This is a genomic window from Rubrobacter marinus, assembly GCF_011492965.1.
GTDB lineage: Bacteria > Actinomycetota > Rubrobacteria > Rubrobacterales > Rubrobacteraceae > Rubrobacter_F > Rubrobacter_F marinus.
In genome coordinates this window covers 2,889,634-2,907,936 of record NZ_CP045121.1, presented here as the reverse complement: position 1 = coordinate 2,907,936, position 18,303 = coordinate 2,889,634, and the positions used below count along the sequence as shown (strand labels likewise).

Here is an 18,303-nt window from a genome sequence, read left to right as displayed (position 1 = left end):
GTTGTGCGTGCCCCGGGACACGGCGCGGCATCGGAGACCCAACTGAGGAAGAGCTCCTCGCGCAGAGGTTTCCGGCTGATCGTCGGAGCCGCATCGCGCGCGTGGAGAGGGCCGGTCTATGCGAGGGGCTGGAGGAACGCGCTAGTCGTCCGGAGGTCGGGAACCTGATGGACGCAGACGTTGGGGCCGTGTCGCGCCAGCTCGGCGGCCACCGTCGACAGGTCGCGAGGACGGCCCGATCGGGAGTCGAAGAGCAGGCCCAGGTGGGTGCCGCTGTGGGCGACCACTACGCCCAGCGCCCCGTACGCGCGCCGCATCTCCAGCATGAGACCCAGGTTCTCTTTGGGTAGCCTCTCCTGGTTCAAGACGGCGCTGCGCGTCGAGATCTCCCCCAAGGACCGGAGATCGCCGGAAGCGACGGCCCGTTCCATCCCGACCAGCAGGTCCTCGTACTCCGCCAGACGAGCCCGCCCGACCGCTCTCGCCCGTTCGTTGAACTCGACCGTATCTACCCGGCCTCCCTCGTCGAGCCCGACGATGGTCAGGGGAGGCAGGCCGCCGAGGGATCTTCGGAGCACCCCCTCGCGATGGTAGAAGGAGACGATCCCGGGGTACATCACGCCGTCCGACGGCTCTATGCTACTCATGGCCCGGGCCAGGGCCGCCCGGGAGATGGGCGTGCCCAGGGCGCGCTGGACTGCCCGGGCCGTCGCGACCATGTCCGCCGATGAGCTGGCACAACCTTTACCCGTCGGTAACTCGCTCCGTATGTAAAGGGAGCCGCCGCGGCCCGGGGCCAGGATGCGTACGAGCTTCTCCGCCAGCCGCCTGGACTTCTCCTTGCCCGGAGGGTGGACGCGCACCTCGCTCGACCCGCGAGAGGCCACGAACCCGGCGGTCGAGTACCGCGAGATCGGCAAGGTAACGAGGAAACCTCGTCCCCGTTCCGGGAGGGTTCCCTGGAGGAGCTCCCCGAACGTGCCGAAGCACCTGCCTACGCCCGCGCCCCCTCCCGTCATCCGGCCCCGCAACGGGCCGCCACACGCTTTGCCGCTCATCTGCGAGCCCGTAACCCGCTTCTGTACCGGCGATCCCGAACCCGCTGCGAGCGCTTCGAGCTCCAAGCAGGCTCCCGAGCATCCTTCTCCGTCGTGTGCCCCGCCGGCTCCGAACCGGGCCGTGATCTCCGTCAACCCCCGACGCACCCCTCGGGCTCGCCGAGGGCCGTCTCCGAACCCATCACGCCCCGGCCCCGCGGACCTCGACCCCGTCGGGCATCTCGAGCGCGGCGAGCAGGTACGGGAACCTCTCCTTGACCTCCTCCGCCGAGAAGAGACCCACGCTCGATTCCTCTTCCTCATCCACCGGTGCTTGCCAGCATGCCCGGTCTCTTCCTTCTCCCCACTCCTCCACGAGGACCCGGTACCCGCCGTCGAAGGCGTGAAGCGTGAAGCGTACCCCGCGCTCCTCGTCCCCCCGGCTCACCGAGCAGTAGGCGTAATCCTCCAACGCTCCCCCGCCCTCCGGTGGACGCTTCGCCCTGCCGAGAAGCTCACCCGCCCTGGACCAGACCCCGACGCTCGGCTCTCCCGCGAGCCGGGCCTCTCCGGCCTCATGCCCCGGGTTCTTCGACCGATCTTCGTGCGTCACACCGCCACCCGCCTCCCCGGCAGTCCCCCGTGTCCAGAGCCCCGCGGGGTAGCCCGGGCCGGGCTCCAGAGCGCGCTTCGTCGCCGCACCCGGGCACCGGCTTCCGCCGTTCGGCGAGGCTTGCCCGCGTCAGCGCTCTTGCAGCAGCCACAAGGGCACGCCTATTACCAGCCGCGCCGCGTTGGAGCCGGCCTGCCGGCACGCGTCCTCGGCGCGGTCCCCGGCCTCCGTGGCGACGACCGGTCGCCCCGCGGGCATGTGCCGCTCGTGGACGGCGACCCGTCCCGAAGCCACGCCCACGCCCACGCCGAGGCGCGAGCTCCCCGCGGCGGAGAAGGCCAGGGCGACGGCATCGCTCCCTTCCTCGGGTACCAGGCGGCAGGGGATGCCCTCCTCCTCGGCCCCGACGGCGACCCGCCCGTAGAGGCGCTCGTCCGCCTCGTTGCCCAGGGCCACGTGGATCGCCGGCCGTTCGGGCTCGTCCGGCGTCACGTTGCGTCGTCCCGCCGCCGGCAGTAGTTGACGATAAGCCCCGTAGCCACCGCGTTCGTCGGGCCGAGCTCACCGCGCACGTTCGCGACCCCGACGACGATGCCGAATGGGCTCAGCTCGTTCATCAGCATCTGCGGCAGCTCGAAATCCAGCCCCAGGCGGCCCACGACCGCGACGAAGTTAAGGAAGCGTATGTTCCCCGACGGGGAGATGTGCCGCAGGACCCGGATGCCGTTGCGCACGAGCACCTTGCGCTTCGCCTCCTGGCGCACCGTCCTGATGCGGTCGAGCGTGTGTTTGGTGTCGATCGGGACGAGCCCGTCGTCCGTCACCAGGACCACCCGGGCGAAGAGGTTCGCTTCGAGCGGCTCCTCGAAAAACTGCACGCCGTTGTCTTCGTGGCGGATGTGGAAGAGGCTCTCGACCTTGGCGAGGGGGTGGATCTTGATCTGCTCGGCGACGTCGAAGCGCTCCAGGCCGAGCTCGTTCTTGATCAGGAGGGTAACCATGTTCCCGGCGCCCGCGAGGTGGACGTGCTCCACGGGCTTCCCCTTCTGGAGCTCGGCGCCGTCGGTCGAGCCCGCCCCGCCGTCGATGATCGCCACGGGCACGTCGATCCCCGGCGTGGTCAGGGCGCCCAGGATGGCGGTATTCGCCTCGACCCCGCCCAGCTCGACCGGCACGCCGATCTTCTCGGAGAGCGTCTCGGCGACCCGTTCCATCAGCAACCGGTCGGTGTCCACCATGATCGCGAGCCCCGTCGCGCTCTCGATGGAGAACTCGTCGGCGATGCCTCCGACCACCTGCTGCGGCACCAGGCAATCGACCGCCAGCACGTCGTGTATGTTCACCTCGGCGAGCGGCTTCTCGGTCACGTCGGCCATCGTTTGGCGGACGTTCTCGATCATGCCGCCCACGTTCGTCCCCGACTCTCCCTCGACGTCGCAGAGGGGCTGGGCCTGGGCCAGGGTGTTCATGATCTCGTCGGCCCCGTGCTCCAGCTCGACCGTGAGGCTCTGGTTCTCCCCGATAAACTTGATGGAGCCCGCCGGGATCTCCTTGCTCTGCACGTCGCCGGCGGGCGTGCGGATCACGACCGCCGAACGGAGCCCGACGAGCGCCTTGGCTATCGGGATGACGTGCGTCGTCTCCTCCGGCGAGAGCGAGAACAGCGTGGCTATCCCGTAGGGGTTGCTGAGCTGGCGCACCGCCTGCCCTTGCGGCGCCACCTCGACGGCCGCGAGCATGCCGAGCGGCACCTTCTCGACGTGGGCCACCTCGTCCACGAACGGCAACGGGGTGGGGAGGCGGTTCGAGATCAGGACGCCGTCGTTCCCCTGGACGATGCCGGCTTGGACCTCGACGCCCGCCTCCAGGGCGCGCGCCAGGATCCCGGCGGCCACCTCGAAGTCGTACTCCTGCGGGACGACGACTATTACCGGCCCTTCCGGCGGCGCGCCGTTTTCCAGGTCCCGGATGTGGACCGTCCGGCCGACGCCGGTGCCCTTCCCGCCCGGCGAGCTGGGGTTGTGGCCCACCATCGAGGACTCGGTGACTATCGTCTCCGTGACCGTCTCCATGGCGACGTCGCCGATTACCGGGGTCGCCTCGTTCAGCAGAACGAGGTCGAGGTCGGATATCTCGATGCCGGCCGCCTCCGTCGCCTCCTCCAGCACCTGAACGACCCCGGGGATGTTCTCAACGGTCCCCTTGATCCCGGTGGTCATGGTGGTGCCGGAGGACAGGAACTCGGGAGAGCCGTCGTCCCCGATCCTGGCGACGGCGGCCTCCGTGGTCGAGTTGCCTATGTCCACGCCGACGATGATGCTCATCGCGCGCCGCGCCGCGGAGACCCGAGAACTGATCCGAGCGGTCTGCCGATCGTCTCCCCCTTGCGCCCGCTAGCCACTCAGCCGTCGCTCATCTCTTCGAGCTGGGCTTCGGCCTGGTCCTCCTCCGGCGCCTTCAGCCGGCCGCGCCTCTCGTACACTTCCGCGGCCTCGCGGACGAGATCGGCGTTGATCTTCGCCTCGTACTCGTTCTCCAGCTCGTCGGCGATGCCGAGCAGGTCTTCCTTCGTGGACATGTTCGGCCGCATGGCGTTGTAGATCTCCAGGATGCGCTCGTCGGGCACCCTGGTCAGCTCGGCCGCGCGCCGCAGGTTGCCGGCAAGCTGCGGGCGACCGATGCTCTCGGCGATCTGGGCCTGGTACTCCAGGGTCTGCGGGGTGACCCGGATCTCGTCCGCCTCCACCTCGCCGTTCATCACGGCTTCGAGGGTGATCTGGTCGAGGGGCCGGTCCTTCACCGTCTTGACGAGGTCCGGCCGTTTCTCGGAGAGGGGGTAGTCTTGCTTGTAGTGGAGCTTGTCTGCCACGTGGTTTATCTCCCTTTGAAGGTTACGCCCAGCTCGACGGGCTTCTCGTCCGGCCTCACGAACTCGGTCTCCCGGATGTGGAACACGGAGGAGATGGCCTGCCACTTCGGGCGGGCCATCGGGTCGTTGACCTGCGGGACCGGCGAGGGCGAGTCGCCCTTGGCGTACTGCGCCGCGTTTCTGGCGATGTGCCGGTAGGTGGGCAGGTCGATGCTCGGCGCCTGGGGGAAGAGCTCCATGGGCGCGAGCGGGACGAGGTCTCGCTGGTGGATCAGGGCGGTCCCGCGCGACTGGATGCTGATGGAGATCCCCGAACCGCTCAGCTTCGCGGCGTCGTAGCCCATGGCGGCCAGGTCGGCGGACCGCCAGATGCGGACCACGCGCGCCTTCACCCCTTCCTCTTCGAGGCCGGCGAAGAGCTCGCGCAGGATGGCGGCGTGGGGTATCTCCGTGAGGGTCTGCGCGTGCATCTGGTCCCCGAAGGCGGGGGAGATCGCGATGACGACCTCGTCGGGCGCGGAGCCGCGCTCTGCCTCGCCCTTCTCTTCGAACTCCATCTCCTTCACGACCTGCTGCTGCTGGGTTTCTCCCGCGTTCTCCTTCGTGACCTGCTGCTGGGTGGCTCCCGCATCGGACATGCTCTTGGCTCCTTGTCCTAGATGTCGTCGGGACCGAGGGCCTGGCGGATGTCGGCGATCCGCTGCCAGCGCTCGCCTTCCAGCCGGTAGCCCGTGCCGGGCCCCTCGTAGTCGTTCACGTCGTTGACCGCCGAGATGACCTTGAAGTCGGGGCTCAGGATGGCCGACGTGTGCAGGTAGTCGCCGGAGACGCGCTGCTTCTGCATCTCGAGGACGTTGGCGGCGACGTCCTGGAACCCGCGCTTGGCCAGGGCCTTGACGACGTCGATCCCGGTGACGCCGCGCTCCATCATCTTCGTGGCCGCCTTCGTGTCCTGGACCGTGTCGCGCTCGGGCATGTCCTTGCTGCCGTGGGCGTAGGTCGCCGCCTCGATCTCCTCGTCCGTGATGCGGGGCAGGTCGAGCTCCTCGAAGACGGCCCTGAGGGCCTCCGCCGCCTTGTTGCGGGCCGCCACCACCTCCTGCTCGTCGACCGGCACCATGCCGCCGTCCGTCTTCAGGTCGCGCGAGATGATGAGGTAGTCGTCGTTGTCGTCGCAGTCGAAGTTCGAGCCGGCGAACATGTTGTCGTAGTTCGGCACGGTGCTGTAGCCGGAGAAGATGAGGTCGGTCCCCGGCAGCATCTGCATCAGCGTGCGGGCCGTCCGCCGGAACGGAGAGTGGGAGAACGACTGGTCGTTGCCGGACGCGGCCTCGAGGTCCAGGCACGTCGTCACCAGGTTCTCGGCCAGCACGGCCCGGATGCCGCCCGGCACCGCCGCCGGCACGCCTATGCAGCTTATCGAGCCGTTCTGGAGCCCCTGGACGCCGACGCCCTTGCTCAGCATGACGCACTTGATCTCCAGGTAGAGCATGGACTTGCCCTGGGCGGAGGCGAGCTGCACCTCCGCGCCGGTGCCCGAGGTGAAACGCATCTTGATGCCGCGCGAGGCGTAGGCCGAGGCGAGCAGGGCCTTGGACCACGGGGTATCGTCGCCGTCGCGGAACGCGTCCTCCGTACCGTAGACCGAGACGGTCTCGGCGTAGGTCGTCAGGCCGCGCAGGCCGAGCTGGAGCTCCATCGCCTCCTCGACGGCGTCCTGGGTGATGATCCCGCCTCGGCCCGTCTGGCCGCCCACGAGCAGCGCCAGGGCGTTGAAGGGAGCGTAGCGGATCATGCCGACCGTCGTCTCGAGCTCGGCGAAGCCGTACATCCCGGCCTCGGCGGCGTCCGCGGCCATCAGGACCGGGTTGTCGCGCACGTTCGTGACGTGCCCCTGGGTCGCCGGCGTCCTGCGTGCCCGCATCTTCTGCAGGCCCATCATCATCTCCACGACGTTCATGCGTTCCATCACGGCCGCGATCTTGGCCGGCGTCAGCCCCGTGAAGACCTTGAGCACCTCGGCCCGCGTCACGTTTATGTCCACGATCTTGCGGGCGATCTCGACCGCGTCGAGGGCCATCATCTCCTCGGCGATGGTGTTGTCGATGGCGGTCCTGGCCACGAAGTCGTCGACGAGGTCGAAGTCCTCGCGGGCGACGCCGTCCATCTCGACGATCACGCCGTCCTCGATCTTGATGCTCGGCTCCGGATCCTCCGGGCTGCCCATCGCGATCAGGCCGACCTCGGGCCACTCTTTTACGTAGCCGTCCTGGTTGACGTCCCGCTTCTCCAGGGCCTCGAAGCGCTTGTGCCTCTTGACCCCCTGCCCGTCGCCCTGCGTCTCCTGTCCCTTGGCCAGCACGCTGCGCCCTCCTTTAAGAGCTAGGAATCACCGAATACGAACAAGGGGTCCGACGGGGCGAGACGCGCGACCGTCGGGTCGAAACGCGGCTAGGTTGTGCTCGTTACCGGTCGTGATATGCCCCGAACGGGATCCCCATCTCGTTACTCCTGTTTCCGGTAGCCTTATAACAGAGAGAGCTATTACAGGCAAACGGCCCGCGAGGCAGCGCAGCGGTCGAGCTCCCGATCGCGGAGGCTTTCGAGCGGAGGTGCCGGGCGGCCGCGGCGAGGGCTACGAACCCCCTTGCGAGGTCTTCTCCAGGTACTCGACGCGGTACTGCCGGACCTCCTGGAGGGGCTCGGAGCCCGAGTCGATCAGGGTCTCGACGCTACCGCTCGCCTCCACGACGGCCGTGTAGGAGCCCGAGTCGGTGCCGTCGGGGTTGCGGTACTCGACGCGCACCTCGGCCCGGTGCTCGTCTTCGTCCGCGGCGAGCACGCGACCTCGTTTGAGGTAGCCGGCCCAGCGCCAGCCCTCGCGGGACAGGATCTCCCCCTCCGCGATCTGCTCGAACGGGCTCTCGAGACCGCTCCAACCCCTGTGGAAACGGCGGAGCTCCGAGGCCGGGACGTCTCGCGACACCAGCCCCTCGATGGCCCCCGGCTCCAGGCGTCCCCAGTAGCGTCCCTCGGGGTAATCCACGAGCGTCGGCGCGAAGCGGTGCCCGCCGAGGTGGCTCGCCCGCCAGACCCTGAGCCCGTCCGGATCGGCGTGCTCGCGCCTGAGCGTCTCGTACACGGGATAGCCGAACTTGCCGCAGCAGGCGTCGTGGCTGCCGTGGGTGCAGACGACGATGTCCCGTACGCTCCGGGTGCCGCAGCGGTACTCCTCGAGCCGGGCGAGCTCCTCCGGCTCGCCGAAGAGGGCGCCCACCGCCGGGACCAGGTGCTCGTCGGGGAGCAGGTATTCCCGCTTCTCGAAGGCGGCGAAGGGGCCATCGGGCCTGCGCAGGTAGATCAGGCGCGTCGATCCCCCGACGGAGTACTCGGGGTCCGGCAGCACCGCCGTCATCCCCACCTGCGAGCCGCGCCGCCACGCGCCCATGAGGGCCTCCCAGAGGCCTTCGGGGTAGTTTTTGGAGGCCCCCACGTCGCCCTCCCAGGGGGGCGCGACCTCGACGAGCAGGCGGTGCTCGAACGGGACGGCGGAGCCTGTGGGCTCCTCCCCGCTGGCTCTGGAGACCGCCGAGCAGAGGCGTCCCTCGAAGCCCGGCTCTCCGCCCGTCTCCACGCCGCCTACCCCTCGATCATCGCCGGGATCACGCCCCGGGCCCGCCACCGGCCGACGATTCGCACCTCCGTGAGCCTCGACGATGCTCGGGACGCAGGGTGCGGGACGCGAGCCGCAGGGGACGCGTCACGATCTGCCGGCGCACGAGGGATAGGGGCGGGCTCGCGCGGCCGGGTTTCGCCCGGGGGGCGAAGGCGTGCGGGCAGTGACCTCCGCTTCGGCCTCTCCGTCGGGTCAGCTTCTACCCGCCTTCCGGGCCGCCCCGGCGTAGCCCGTGACCGGAGGTTGCCGGGCAAGGAGCGCGCGTCTGCTCGCCACGGAGCCTCAGCCCCTCGAGGGGCTGAACTTGCCGTCGGCGTTGCGCGCCAGGACGAAAAGCACGTCCGAGAGGCGGTTGATCGCCTTGAGGGCGTGGGGGTGATCCTGGACGAAGCCCGCGTGCACAGCGGTGCGCTCGGCCCGGCGCACTATGTTGCGCGCGAAGTCCAGGAGCGCGCCGACCTTGCTCTCGCCGGGGATCACGAACTCCTTGGGGATCTCCGTGCGCGCGCTCCAGCTCTCGAGCGCCTCGTCCACCCGCTCCACGTCCGCGAGGCCCACGGCGTTCGGCTCCCCGGGCATGGCCACGTCGCCCATGATGCGGTACAGCAGGCGCTGAAACTCCAGTATCAGCTCCTCGAGTTCGCCGCCGGCCGCCTCGGCGCGCGCGATCCCGAGAGCGGCGCTCGCCTCGTCTATGTCTCCGAGGAGAGCTATGCGCACGTCGTTCTTGGACAGGCGGCCCGCCCCCAGGAGCGTAGTGGTCCCGTCGTCGCCCCGGCGGGTCGAGATCGGTGGATTGGCCTCGTTCATCAAGTCTCCCTCGTACCGAGTCAACCGCTTACGGCAGGGTAGTCCCGTACAACCCCCCGTGCAAGACCGCGGGTTGCGTGGCTCGTCGACCGGCAGCCCCCGTCGAGGCGGAGCGCCGGGCACCCGCGTCCCCGCTCTCGCAACGTCCGCTCGGAGCGGTCCGCGACCTCGACGACCTGCGGCGGGAGATTTGGGGACGCCGCTCGCGACTTGCTCGTGGGACGCTGGGTCCGGCGCCACCGCGTGGCCCGTGGATCGGCGCAGGCTCGCGCCTCCGAAGCGTTGACGGGCAAAAGCTTTCTCAGTATGCTGGCGCGACATGGGGCGAAGGGATTCAGGAAGCCGGTGAGAGTCCGGCACGGTCCCGCCACTGTAACCGGGTAGCGAGCCCGCAGAGAGCCACCGGGTCCGAGAGGCCGCGGGAAGGCGCAGGGGGAGCGAAGATCCGGAAGTCAGGAGACTGGCCCGTCGTCCATAAATGAGGGAACCCTGACGGGGCGCGGACCCCGAGGAGGAGGTTGTTCTGTTGAACGCGACGCCAAGGACCCTGCGGGGCGCGTGGCTTCTCTATCCCCTAGCACTCGCATCACTCGTGCTCTACGCGGTGCTCTTCGACAACGGGGCGTTGCTCTCGCCCGCGATCGGGACCGAGGCCGCCCAGGCCGCCAACTACATGCACGAGCTCTTCCACGACGGGCGGCACCTGCTCGGCACCCCCTGCCACTAGACCGCCAGCATCTTTCGAGCGGCGATCAAAACCCACCTCCGCCGGGGCCTCCTGGCGGGCCTCGTCGCTGGCCTCCTGGCCGGCCTCTTCGGCTTCGCCTTCGGGGAGCCCGTCCTGGATCGCGCCATCGCGCTGGAGGAGAGCGGGGGCCATAGCCACGCGGAGGGGCAGCCGGAGGGCTCCCACGACGAGACGGAGACTTTCGGGCGCGGCGAGCAGAAGGGCGGACTGTTCCTGGCCGCCGTGCTCTACGGGACCGCCATAGGCGCCCTCTTCGGGATCGCGTCCGGCATCTTCGGGGGACGCCTCGGCGGCGACGGATGGGGCCGGAGCTTGAGGCTCGCGCTCGCGGTCTTCTCGGGCGCCGTCCTCGTGCCGTTCCTGAAGTACCCGCCGAACCCGCCCGGGGTCGGGGCGGACCCGGAGACGCTCACCGCCCGCACCCTCTCGTACCTCGCGATGGTCGCCCTCTCCCTGCTCGCCGTCTTTTTCGCCTGGCGGCTCGCCCGGGAGCTCGGCGATCTCCGCAGGCCCGCGCGTCACCTCGCGGCCGGTGCTTTCCTCGCCGCCTCCTGGGGGCTCCTGCTCGCCCTGATGCCGGGTTTCCCGGGGACCGCCGCCGCGGGCGCCCCGGCGGATCTCGTGTGGGCTTTCAGGCTCTCCTCCCTGGGGACGCAGGCCGTGCTCTGGTTGGGCATAGGGTGCGTCTTCGGCCTGCTCTCGGAGCGGGCGGAAGCCCGGGGGGCGGGGGAGGGCGCGCGAGTCGCGGCGCAGGGGAGCCCGAGGTGAGGGGCGCGCTGCTCGTGGCCGGGACGCACTCGGACGCCGGGAAGAGCGTGGTCGTCGCCGGCATCTGCCGCTGGCTGCGGCGCGAGGGCGTGAGGGTGGCCCCGTTCAAGGCGCAGAACATGGCGCTCAACAGCTTCGTCACGCGGGAGGGGGCGGAGATCGGGCGGGCCCAGGCGGCGCAGGCGGCGGCGGCGAGGATCGAGCCCGAGGCGGCGATGAACCCGGTCCTCCTCAAGCCCTCGGCCGAGCGCGAGACGCAGGTGATCCTGCGCGGCAAGCCCTACGCCACGGCCACCGCGAAGAGCTACGGGGCGATGAAGCAGGAGCTGCTGCCCGTCGTCCTGGACTCCCTCTCGGACCTCAGGCGCCGGTTCGACGTGGTCGTTTGCGAGGGGGCCGGGAGCCCGGCGGAGATCAACCTGCGAAAGAACGACATCGCGAACATGGGCCTCGCCCGTGCCGCGCGCCTGCCGGTCGTCGTGGTCGGGGACATCGACCGGGGCGGGCTCTTCGCCTCCCTCTACGGGACGCTCGCCCTCCTCTCGCCGGAGGACCAGGCGCTCGTCGGGGGCTTTCTCGTAAACAAGTTCAGAGGCGACCCGGCGGTCCTCGAGCCGGGGCTCCGGCAGATGAGCGGGATGACGGGCCGGCCGTTCCTCGGGACGCTCCCCCACGCGAGGGGCCTGAGCCTCCTCGACGGGGAGGACTCCCTCGCCCTCGACTCGCCGCGCCCCGCCCGGCCGCCGCTCGGTGGGGACGTCCTGCGCGTGGCGGTCGTGCGCCTCGGCAGGATCAGCAACTTCACCGACCTGGATCCCCTGGCGCACGAGCCGGGAGTGGCGGTCCGCTTCACCCTGTCGCCGGAGGAGGTGCTCGAGGCCGACCTCGCCGTCCTCCCCGGCACGAAGGCGACCGTCGACGACCTGGCCGCGCTCCGCGCCTCCGGCCTCGACCGGGCGATCCTGGAGAGGTCGCGGCGGGGGCTCCCGACCCTCGGGATCTGCGGCGGCTACCAGATGATGGGCCGCCGTATCGTGGACGGCGTCGAGAGCCGGAAGGGGGAGGTCTCCGGGCTCGGGCTCCTCCCCGTCGAGACGGCCTTCGAGGAGGAGAAGATCCTGGGCCGCCCGGAGGGTAGGGCGTCGCTCTTCGGGGCCGAGCCGGTCTCGGGGTACGAGATCCGCCACGGCCGCGTGCGCCGCTCGGGCGGCGAGCCCGTCTTCGCGACCGAAGGCCTCGACGAAGGCTGCGCCGTCGGGGAAACCTTCGGCACCTCCTGGCACGGCGTCTTCGAGTCGGACGCCTTCCGCCGGGCCTTTCTCCGCCGCGTCGCCGGCGTGCGCGGTCTCGACTGGAGGCCCGGGGACGAGGCCTTCGCCGCCGCGCGCGAGGCCCAGCTCGACCGGCTCGGGGACCTCGTCGCCGAGAGCGTGGACCGCGAGGGGCTGCTCCGCCTCGTGGAGGACGGCGCGCCCGCGGCTCTCCCCGTCGTCGGCTCCTGGCTATCGAACGGCGACGGGCGGGCGCCCCTTGGATCGGCCTGGAACGGGCACGACGCCCCCGACGACACCGAGAAGCACACGAGACCAGCGGAGGATGAGATGAAGCTGAAGGCAGAGGGCTGATGGCCGAGAGCTCCCGGAAGCTGCTCTTCCTGACGACCGCCGACACCGAGATACTGGCCGCGGCGAAGGCCTCCGAGGCCCTGCCCGGCGGCTTCCCCGGGGTCCGGTGCGCCAACCCCGTGAACCTCGCCGATCCCCGCGCCTTCCTCGAAGAGACGCTGCCGGAGACGAGCGCCGTGATGCTGCGCCTCCTCGGCGGGAAGAGGGCCTGGTCGGAGGGGGTCGAGGACCTTCGGCGCCGCTGCGACGACCTGAGCATCCCCCTGCTCGCGTTCGGCGGCGAGGCGGAGCCGGACGCGGAGCTCACCGCCCTCTCGACCGCCCCCTCGGGCACGGTCGCCGAGGCCTTCGAGTACCTCAGGCACGGCGGCGTCGGGAACACGGAGAACCTCCTGCGCTTCGTCGCCGACACGCTCCTCGTCGAGGGCTACGGCTTCGAGCCCCCGAAGGCCCTGCCCGACGTCGGCGTCTACCACCCCGACCTGCCCGAGGGTGCCTCGCTGGAGGACCTCCGCTCCATCCACGACGCGGAGCGCCCGACCGTCGGGATCGTCTTCTACCGCGCCCACTGGATGAGCGGGAACACGGCTTTCGTGGACGACCTCGTCGCTGCCCTCGACGAGGCCGGGGCGGATGCCCTGCCCGTGTTCTGCTACTCGCTCCGGGCCGCGCCGGACGGCGGGGTGCCCGCGCTGGAGATGCTGAAAGGCCGGGTGGACTGCCTCGTGACCACCGTGCTCGCGGGCGGGGGGTCGAACGCGGCGGACGCCGTAAAGGCGGGCTCGCCGGAGGGCTGGCTGGAGTGGGAGGTGCCCGCGCTCGAATCCCTCGGGGTGCCGGTGGTGCAGGGCATCTGCACGACCTCTTCTCGCGAGGCGTGGCTCGGCTCCGACGCCGGGCTCTCGCCGCTGGACACCGCCTGGCAGGTCGCCATTCCCGAGTTCGACGGCCGCATCATCGGCGTCCCGTTCTCCTTCAAGGAGCGCTCCTCCGAGGGCTCGCCCGTCGGCGCCCCGCTTACCTTGTACAGGACAGACGGGGAGCGTGTCTCGCGCCTCGCCGGCCTCGCCGCCCGGTTCGCGCGCCTCGGGACGACGCCGAACAGCGGGAAGAAGGTAGCGATTCTACTCTCCAACTACCCGACAAAGCACTCGCGCGTCGGGAACGCCGTAGGGCTCGACACACCGGCAAGTGCCGTCCGGCTCCTGCGGGCGATGCGCGAGGCCGGGTACGGCGTCGACGGGGTGCCGGAGAGCGGGGACGAGCTTATCCACTCCCTGATCGCCGCCGGCGGGCACGACCTCGAGTTTCTGACCGAGGAGCAGCTCGGGGGCGCCGTGGGCCGGCTGGAGACGCGCCGGTACGCGGAGTGGTTCGCGCGGCTGCCGGAGCCCTTGAGGGACGAGGTCGAGGAGCACTGGGGGCCGCCGCCGGGGGAGCTCTACGTCGACGGGGGCGAGTTCGTCGTCGCGGGCCTGCGGTTCGGGGACGTGTTCGTCGGGATACAGGCGCCCCGCGGGTTCGGGGAGAACCCGATCGCGATCTACCACGACCCCGACCTCCCGCCGACCCACCACTACCTCGCCGCCTACTGGTGGGTGATAGAAGAGTTCGGGGCCGACGCCGTCGTCCACCTCGGCAAGCACGGGACGCTCGAATGGCTCCCGGGCAAGTCCCTTGGGCTCTCGGGCTCGTGCGCGCCGGACGCGGCGCTCCGCGACGTCCCGCTCTTCTACCCGTTCGTCGTCAACGACCCCGGGGAGGGGACGCAAGCAAAGCGCCGGGCGCACGCGACGGTCGTGGACCACCTCATCCCGCCGATGACGCGCGCCGAGACCTACGACGACCTGGCGAAGCTGGAGCAGCTTCTGGACGAGTACTACCAGGTGGAGACGCTAGACCCTTCTAAGCTGCCGGCCATACGCGTCAGGATCTGGGAGGTCCTGCGCGACGCCGAGCTCCACCGCGACCTCGGCGTGGAGGAGCAGCCCGAGGAGTTCGGCGACTTCCTGACCCACGTCGACGGCTACCTCTGCGAGATAAAGGACCTCCCGATCCGGGGCGGCCTCCACGTCCTCGGCGAGACCCCCGAGGGCGAGCCCTTGCGCCACCTCGTCGCCTCGATCCTGCGCCTCGGCGCCGGCGAGACCCCGGGCCTCAGAAGGGCCGTCGGCGCGGCCTACGGCCTCGACGAACGCTCCCTCGCCGAGAACGGCGGCACCCGCGCCGAGGCCCCCGAAGCCCTCTCTGCCCGCTTCCCCGGGGAGGGCCCGGTCGCGACCGCATCGGACCTTCTGGATCTTCTGGAGGAGGCGTCGCAGGCCCTGCTCCTCGCGCTGGAGGAACGCGGCTGGGACGCGAGTGTGGCCGAAGCCGTCTGCGAGGAGGTCCTGGGCGTGGCGGACGATGGGGTGGCCCGCTCCCTGCGCTTCGCCGCCGGCGAGGTCGTGCCGCGCCTGATGCGGACGCCGGAGGAGACGAAGAACCTGCTCTCCGGGCTCTCCGGCGGCTACGTGCCGGCCGGTCCCTCCGGGTCGCCGACGCGGGGGCTCGTCAACGTGCTGCCGACGGGGCGCAACTTCTACTCCGTCGATCCCAAGGCGCTCCCGAGCGCGCTCTCTTGGGAGGTCGGGCAGGGGCTCGCCGACGACCTGCTCCGGCGCCATGTGGAAGAGGAGGGGCGGTATCCGGAGACCGTCGGGATCGTGGTGTGGGGGACGGCGGCGATGCGTACCCAGGGGGACGACATCGCCGAGATCCTCGCGCTCATGGGGGTACGTCCGACGTGGAACGAGGAGTCCCGGCGCGTGACTGGGCTCGAGGTCGTGTCGTTGGAGGAGCTCGGGCGCCCCAGGATCGACGTCACCGTCAGGATCAGCGGCTTCTTCCGGGACGCTTTCCCTAACCTGATCTCCCTTATGGACGAGGCGGTCCGCACCGTCGCCGCCCTCGACGAGCCCGACGAGATGAACTTCGTCCGAAAGCACGCCCGCGGGGAGCGTGACGAAGGAGCCGATGAGCGCCGCTCCACGACCCGCATCTTTGGCTCCAAGCCCGGAGCTTACGGGGCGGGACTCCTGCCGCTCATGGACGCGCGCAACTGGCGCGACGACGAGGACCTCGCCGAGGTCTACGCCGTCTGGGGCGGCTATGCCTACGGGAAGGGCCTCGACGGGGTGGAGGCGCGCGACGCGCTGCACTCGAACCTGCGGCGCACCGAGGTCGCCGTCAAGAACATAGACAACCGCGAGCACGACCTGTTCGACTCCGACGACTACTTCCAGTACCACGGCGGCATGATCGCCGCGGTCCGCGCCCTCACCGGCCGCGACCCCAAGGCCTACATAGGAGACTCCGCCGACCCCTCGCGCCCGAAGACCCGCGACCTCTCCGAGGAGGCGCGACGCGTCTTCCGCAGCCGGGTGGCGAACCCGAAGTGGATCGGCGCCATGCAAAAACACGGCTACAAGGGCGCCTTCGAGCTCTCCGCCACCGTCGACTACCTCTTCGGCTACGACGCCACCGCGGGCGTCGTCGAGGACTGGATGTACCGCGACGTCACCAGAAAGTACGTCCTGGACGAAGGGGTCCGCGAGTTCATGCAGCAGTCCAACCCGTGGGCCCTGCGCGCCATAAGCGAGCGCCTCCTGGAAGCCGCCGACCGCGGCATGTGGGCCGAGCCCGAGCCCGAGGACCTCGACGGCCTCAAGGGGGTCTACCTGGAGGCCGAGGGGATGCTGGAGGACCGGGCGTGAGGACGTTCGGCCGGTGGCTCCTTCAGAGGCCGGTGCGCCTCATCGAGCTGTGCAGCGCGACCGTCCTGCTGCTGGCCGCCGCTTTCTTTGTGGATGCGTTCGGCACGGCGGTCGTCACGTACGGGTTGGCGACTCTGCTCTTCGTCCTGTTGCTCAAGTCGTTTCTCGACGGGGATCGGCTCCATTGATGGCGAGCAACCTCTTCGGAGCAAGCTTGCGCCCAAAGGCCGAGGGGACTCTGGGGGATCGAGGTTGAGAGGCGCGGAGGCCCGCATACGCCGGCATCCTGTGGCAGCCCTCTGCTTGTCCCTATTCCTGCTCGTTCTCGCCAACACGGTGAGGGAGGCGATCGACGGGATCGGGGGCGGCGTTCTCTGGGTCGCGCTGTTCGTCCCGGCGGTCATGATCGGCGTCGTGCTGTTGCGCGTCTTCTGGGAGAGGAGGATCCGGTGACGGCCTCCTACCCCTTCTCCGCGATCGTCGGTCAGGAAGACCTGAAGCTCGCCCTGCTGATAAACGCCGTCTCCCCGGAGGTGGGGGGCGTCCTCGTGCGCGGGGAGAAGGGGACCGCCAAGTCCACGGCGGTCCGGTCGCTGGCCGGGCTCTTGCCCCCGATCCGGGTAGTCGCCGGATGCCCGTACTCGTGTGACCCCGAGGCGCCGAACCCGGAGTGTCCGGCGGGGCCGCACCCCGAGGATGCGCCGGCCGAGGAGCGGCCGGTGAGGCTCGTGGAGCTGCCGGTGGGGGCGAGCACGGACAGGCTCGCGGGGACGCTGGACCTCGAGAAGGCGCTCTTGGAGGGGAAGAAGGCCTTCGAGCCGGGAATTCTCGCGGCGGCCCACCGCGGCATCCTGTACGTGGACGAGGTGAACCTGCTCTCTGACCACCTCGTGGACCTGCTCCTCGACGTGGCGGCGATGGGGACGAACCACGTCGAGCGGGAGGGGGTGAGCGTCAGGCACCCGTCGCGCTTCATCCTCGTCGGCACGATGAACCCCGAGGAGGGCGAGCTCAGGCCGCAGCTTCTGGACCGCTTCGGCGTGACGGTCGAGGTGACGGGCAGCCCGGACCCGAAGGAGCGCGTCGAGATCGTGCGGCGCCGCCTCCACCACGAGGCCGACGCGGAGGAGTTCGCCCGGAAGTGGGCGGGGCGGACGGGGAGGTCGCGGCCCTCGTCGGGGAGGCGCGCACCCGTCTCCCCGGTACCACCATCACCGACGACGTCCTCTACAAGATCTCCGCCCTCTGCGCCGAACTCGGGGTGGACGGCCTCAGGGGCGACATCGTGACCGCGAAGACCGCGCGCGCCCTGGCGGCGTGGGAGGGGAGGGATGAGGTCTCCCTCGACGACGTCCGGCGGGCCGCGCTGCTCGCGCTCTCGCACCGCCGCAGGCGCGGCCCCTTCGAGCAGCCCGGGGTGGACCCCGAGGAGATCGAGGCCGCCCTCGGCGAGAGCCCCGACCCGCCGGACGACCCCGACGGTACGGCTCCCCCGAAGGGGGCGATGGCGAGACCAGCAACCCCCTGGCGGCGAGCCGGGGGCCCGGTCCGGCGGCGAGCCCTCGGAGAGCAGAGCTGGCTCCGGGGAGAGGGGCCACGCCGCCGGGGAGCGGTTCGAGCCGGTGCGCCTGGAGCTCCCCGAGAAGGGCCGCGGCGGTCCCCTCGGCCGCCGGAGCCGGGTGCTCGGGAGCCCCCACGGCGGAAGCGTCGGGGACCGCGAGGCTGCCGGAGAGGTACGGGACGTCGCGCTCGCCGCGACGGTGCGCGCCGCCGCGCCGCGCCAGGGGCGGCGCGGCTCCGGTGGACGGGGGCTCGTGGTGCGGCGCGAGGACCTCAGGGAGAAGGTGCGGGAGGGGAGGGAGGGGAACCTGATCCTCTTCCTCGTGGACGCGAGCGGCTCGATGGCTGCTCGTAAGCGCATGAGCGCCGTGAAGGGCGCCGTCCTCTCCCTCCTCTCGGACGCCTACCAGCGCCGCGACAAGGTGGGCCTCGTCTCCTTCCGGGGCGACGGGGCGAGGGTTCTCCTCCCCCCGACCGCGAGCGTGGAGCTCGCCGCCCGGCGCCTCGAGGAGCTGCCGACGGGCGGGCGGACCCCGCTCTCGGCCGGGCTCGAGACGGCGGCCGAGGTGCTAAAAAGGGAGAGGACGCGGGAGAAGGAGCGCCGCCCCCTGCTCGTACTCCTCACCGACGGGCGGTTCACCGCGGGGCCGGACCCGAAGGACGCGGCGGCGGGGCTCCGCGGCCTCGGGGTCCGGTCGATCGTCGTGGACACGGAGGAGGGGTTCGTGAGGCTCGGGATGGCCGAGGGCGTCGCCGGGGCCCTGGGGGCGAGATGCATGAGGCTGGACGACCTTCGGGCCGACGGTCTGGTCGAACTGGTCGAGAGGAGGCGGGTGGCGTGA

General features: G+C 70.6%; 15 protein-coding genes, 1 pseudogene and 1 riboswitch. Of the genes and pseudogenes, 7 read left to right on the top strand and 9 right to left on the bottom strand.

Features of this window, described 5'->3' with window-relative positions; all coding sequences use genetic code 11:
* Positions 1 to 116 precede the first annotated feature (116 nt).
* From GBA65_RS14900 to GBA65_RS14860, 9 genes are all read right to left on the bottom strand, one after another.
* On the bottom strand, positions 117 to 920 hold the full coding sequence (locus GBA65_RS14900; protein ID WP_166397224.1) for a GHMP family kinase ATP-binding protein: 804 nt from the start codon (positions 918 to 920) through the stop codon (positions 117 to 119).
* A gap of 319 nt (positions 921 to 1,239) precedes the next feature.
* Positions 1,240 to 1,650, bottom strand: a complete 411-nt coding sequence (locus tag GBA65_RS14895; protein ID WP_166397223.1) for a hypothetical protein — start codon at positions 1,648 to 1,650, stop codon at positions 1,240 to 1,242.
* A 129-nt stretch (positions 1,651 to 1,779) separates the two neighbouring features.
* Positions 1,780 to 2,142: a glycerol dehydratase reactivase beta/small subunit family protein gene (locus tag GBA65_RS14890; RefSeq protein WP_166397222.1), complete on the bottom strand. Its 363-nt coding sequence runs from the start codon at positions 2,140 to 2,142 to the stop codon at positions 1,780 to 1,782.
* Positions 2,139 to 3,974 carry a diol dehydratase reactivase subunit alpha gene (locus GBA65_RS14885; RefSeq protein ID WP_166397221.1) on the bottom strand — a complete coding sequence of 612 codons (1,836 nt, stop codon included), beginning with the start codon at positions 3,972 to 3,974 and terminating at the stop codon, positions 2,139 to 2,141. Before GBA65_RS14885 ends, GBA65_RS14890 begins: the two co-directional genes overlap by 4 nt.
* 77 nt (positions 3,975 to 4,051) lie before the next feature.
* Positions 4,052 to 4,528 carry a diol dehydratase small subunit gene (locus GBA65_RS14880; protein WP_407691099.1) on the bottom strand — a complete coding sequence of 159 codons (477 nt, stop codon included), beginning with the start codon at positions 4,526 to 4,528 and terminating at the stop codon, positions 4,052 to 4,054.
* On the bottom strand, positions 4,525 to 5,157 hold the full coding sequence (locus GBA65_RS14875) for a propanediol/glycerol family dehydratase medium subunit (protein ID WP_166397219.1): 633 nt from the start codon (positions 5,155 to 5,157) through the stop codon (positions 4,525 to 4,527). The genes GBA65_RS14880 and GBA65_RS14875 overlap by 4 nt, the downstream gene beginning before the upstream one ends.
* A gap of 17 nt (positions 5,158 to 5,174) precedes the next feature.
* Positions 5,175 to 6,881, bottom strand: coding sequence for a propanediol/glycerol family dehydratase large subunit (locus GBA65_RS14870; RefSeq protein WP_228281365.1), 1,707 nt, complete (start codon positions 6,879 to 6,881; stop codon positions 5,175 to 5,177).
* Positions 6,882 to 7,154: 273 nt separating this feature from the next.
* Positions 7,155 to 8,153 (bottom strand): sucrase ferredoxin, encoded by a 999-nt coding sequence (locus GBA65_RS14865; protein WP_166397218.1) that lies wholly within the window; start codon positions 8,151 to 8,153, stop codon positions 7,155 to 7,157.
* A gap of 324 nt (positions 8,154 to 8,477) precedes the next feature.
* Positions 8,478 to 9,005 (bottom strand): cob(I)yrinic acid a,c-diamide adenosyltransferase, encoded by a 528-nt coding sequence (locus tag GBA65_RS14860; protein WP_166397217.1) that lies wholly within the window; start codon positions 9,003 to 9,005, stop codon positions 8,478 to 8,480.
* 293 nt (positions 9,006 to 9,298) lie between these two features.
* A riboswitch (cobalamin riboswitch) is annotated at positions 9,299 to 9,488 on the top strand.
* A gap of 43 nt (positions 9,489 to 9,531) precedes the next feature.
* Here GBA65_RS14860 and GBA65_RS14855 point away from each other — a divergent pair.
* The 7 genes and pseudogenes from GBA65_RS14855 (at position 9,532) to GBA65_RS26595 (ending at position 18,303) form a co-directional block, all read left to right on the top strand.
* Positions 9,532 to 9,732: a CbtB domain-containing protein gene (locus GBA65_RS14855; protein WP_207955804.1), complete on the top strand. Its 201-nt coding sequence runs from the start codon at positions 9,532 to 9,534 to the stop codon at positions 9,730 to 9,732.
* Positions 9,733 to 9,741: 9 nt separating this feature from the next.
* On the top strand, positions 9,742 to 10,521 hold the full coding sequence (locus GBA65_RS14850; RefSeq protein WP_207956363.1) for a CbtA family protein: 780 nt from the start codon (positions 9,742 to 9,744) through the stop codon (positions 10,519 to 10,521).
* Complete coding sequence (locus GBA65_RS14845; protein ID WP_166397216.1) at positions 10,518 to 12,146, top strand: cobyric acid synthase; 1,629 nt, start codon at positions 10,518 to 10,520, stop codon at positions 12,144 to 12,146. Before GBA65_RS14850 ends, GBA65_RS14845 begins: the two co-directional genes overlap by 4 nt.
* Positions 12,146 to 15,901, top strand: a complete 3,756-nt coding sequence (gene cobN, locus GBA65_RS14840; RefSeq protein WP_166397215.1) for a cobaltochelatase subunit CobN — start codon at positions 12,146 to 12,148, stop codon at positions 15,899 to 15,901. The genes GBA65_RS14845 and cobN overlap by 1 nt, the downstream gene beginning before the upstream one ends.
* Positions 15,898 to 16,089, top strand: coding sequence for a hypothetical protein (locus GBA65_RS14835; RefSeq protein WP_166397214.1), 192 nt, complete (start codon positions 15,898 to 15,900; stop codon positions 16,087 to 16,089). Before cobN ends, GBA65_RS14835 begins: the two co-directional genes overlap by 4 nt.
* Before the next feature lie 100 nt (positions 16,090 to 16,189).
* Complete coding sequence (locus GBA65_RS14830) at positions 16,190 to 16,354, top strand: hypothetical protein (RefSeq protein ID WP_166397213.1); 165 nt, start codon at positions 16,190 to 16,192, stop codon at positions 16,352 to 16,354.
* A pseudogene (locus GBA65_RS26595) lies at positions 16,351 to 18,303 on the top strand (putative cobaltochelatase). The gene GBA65_RS14830 and the pseudogene GBA65_RS26595 overlap by 4 nt, the downstream one beginning before the upstream one ends.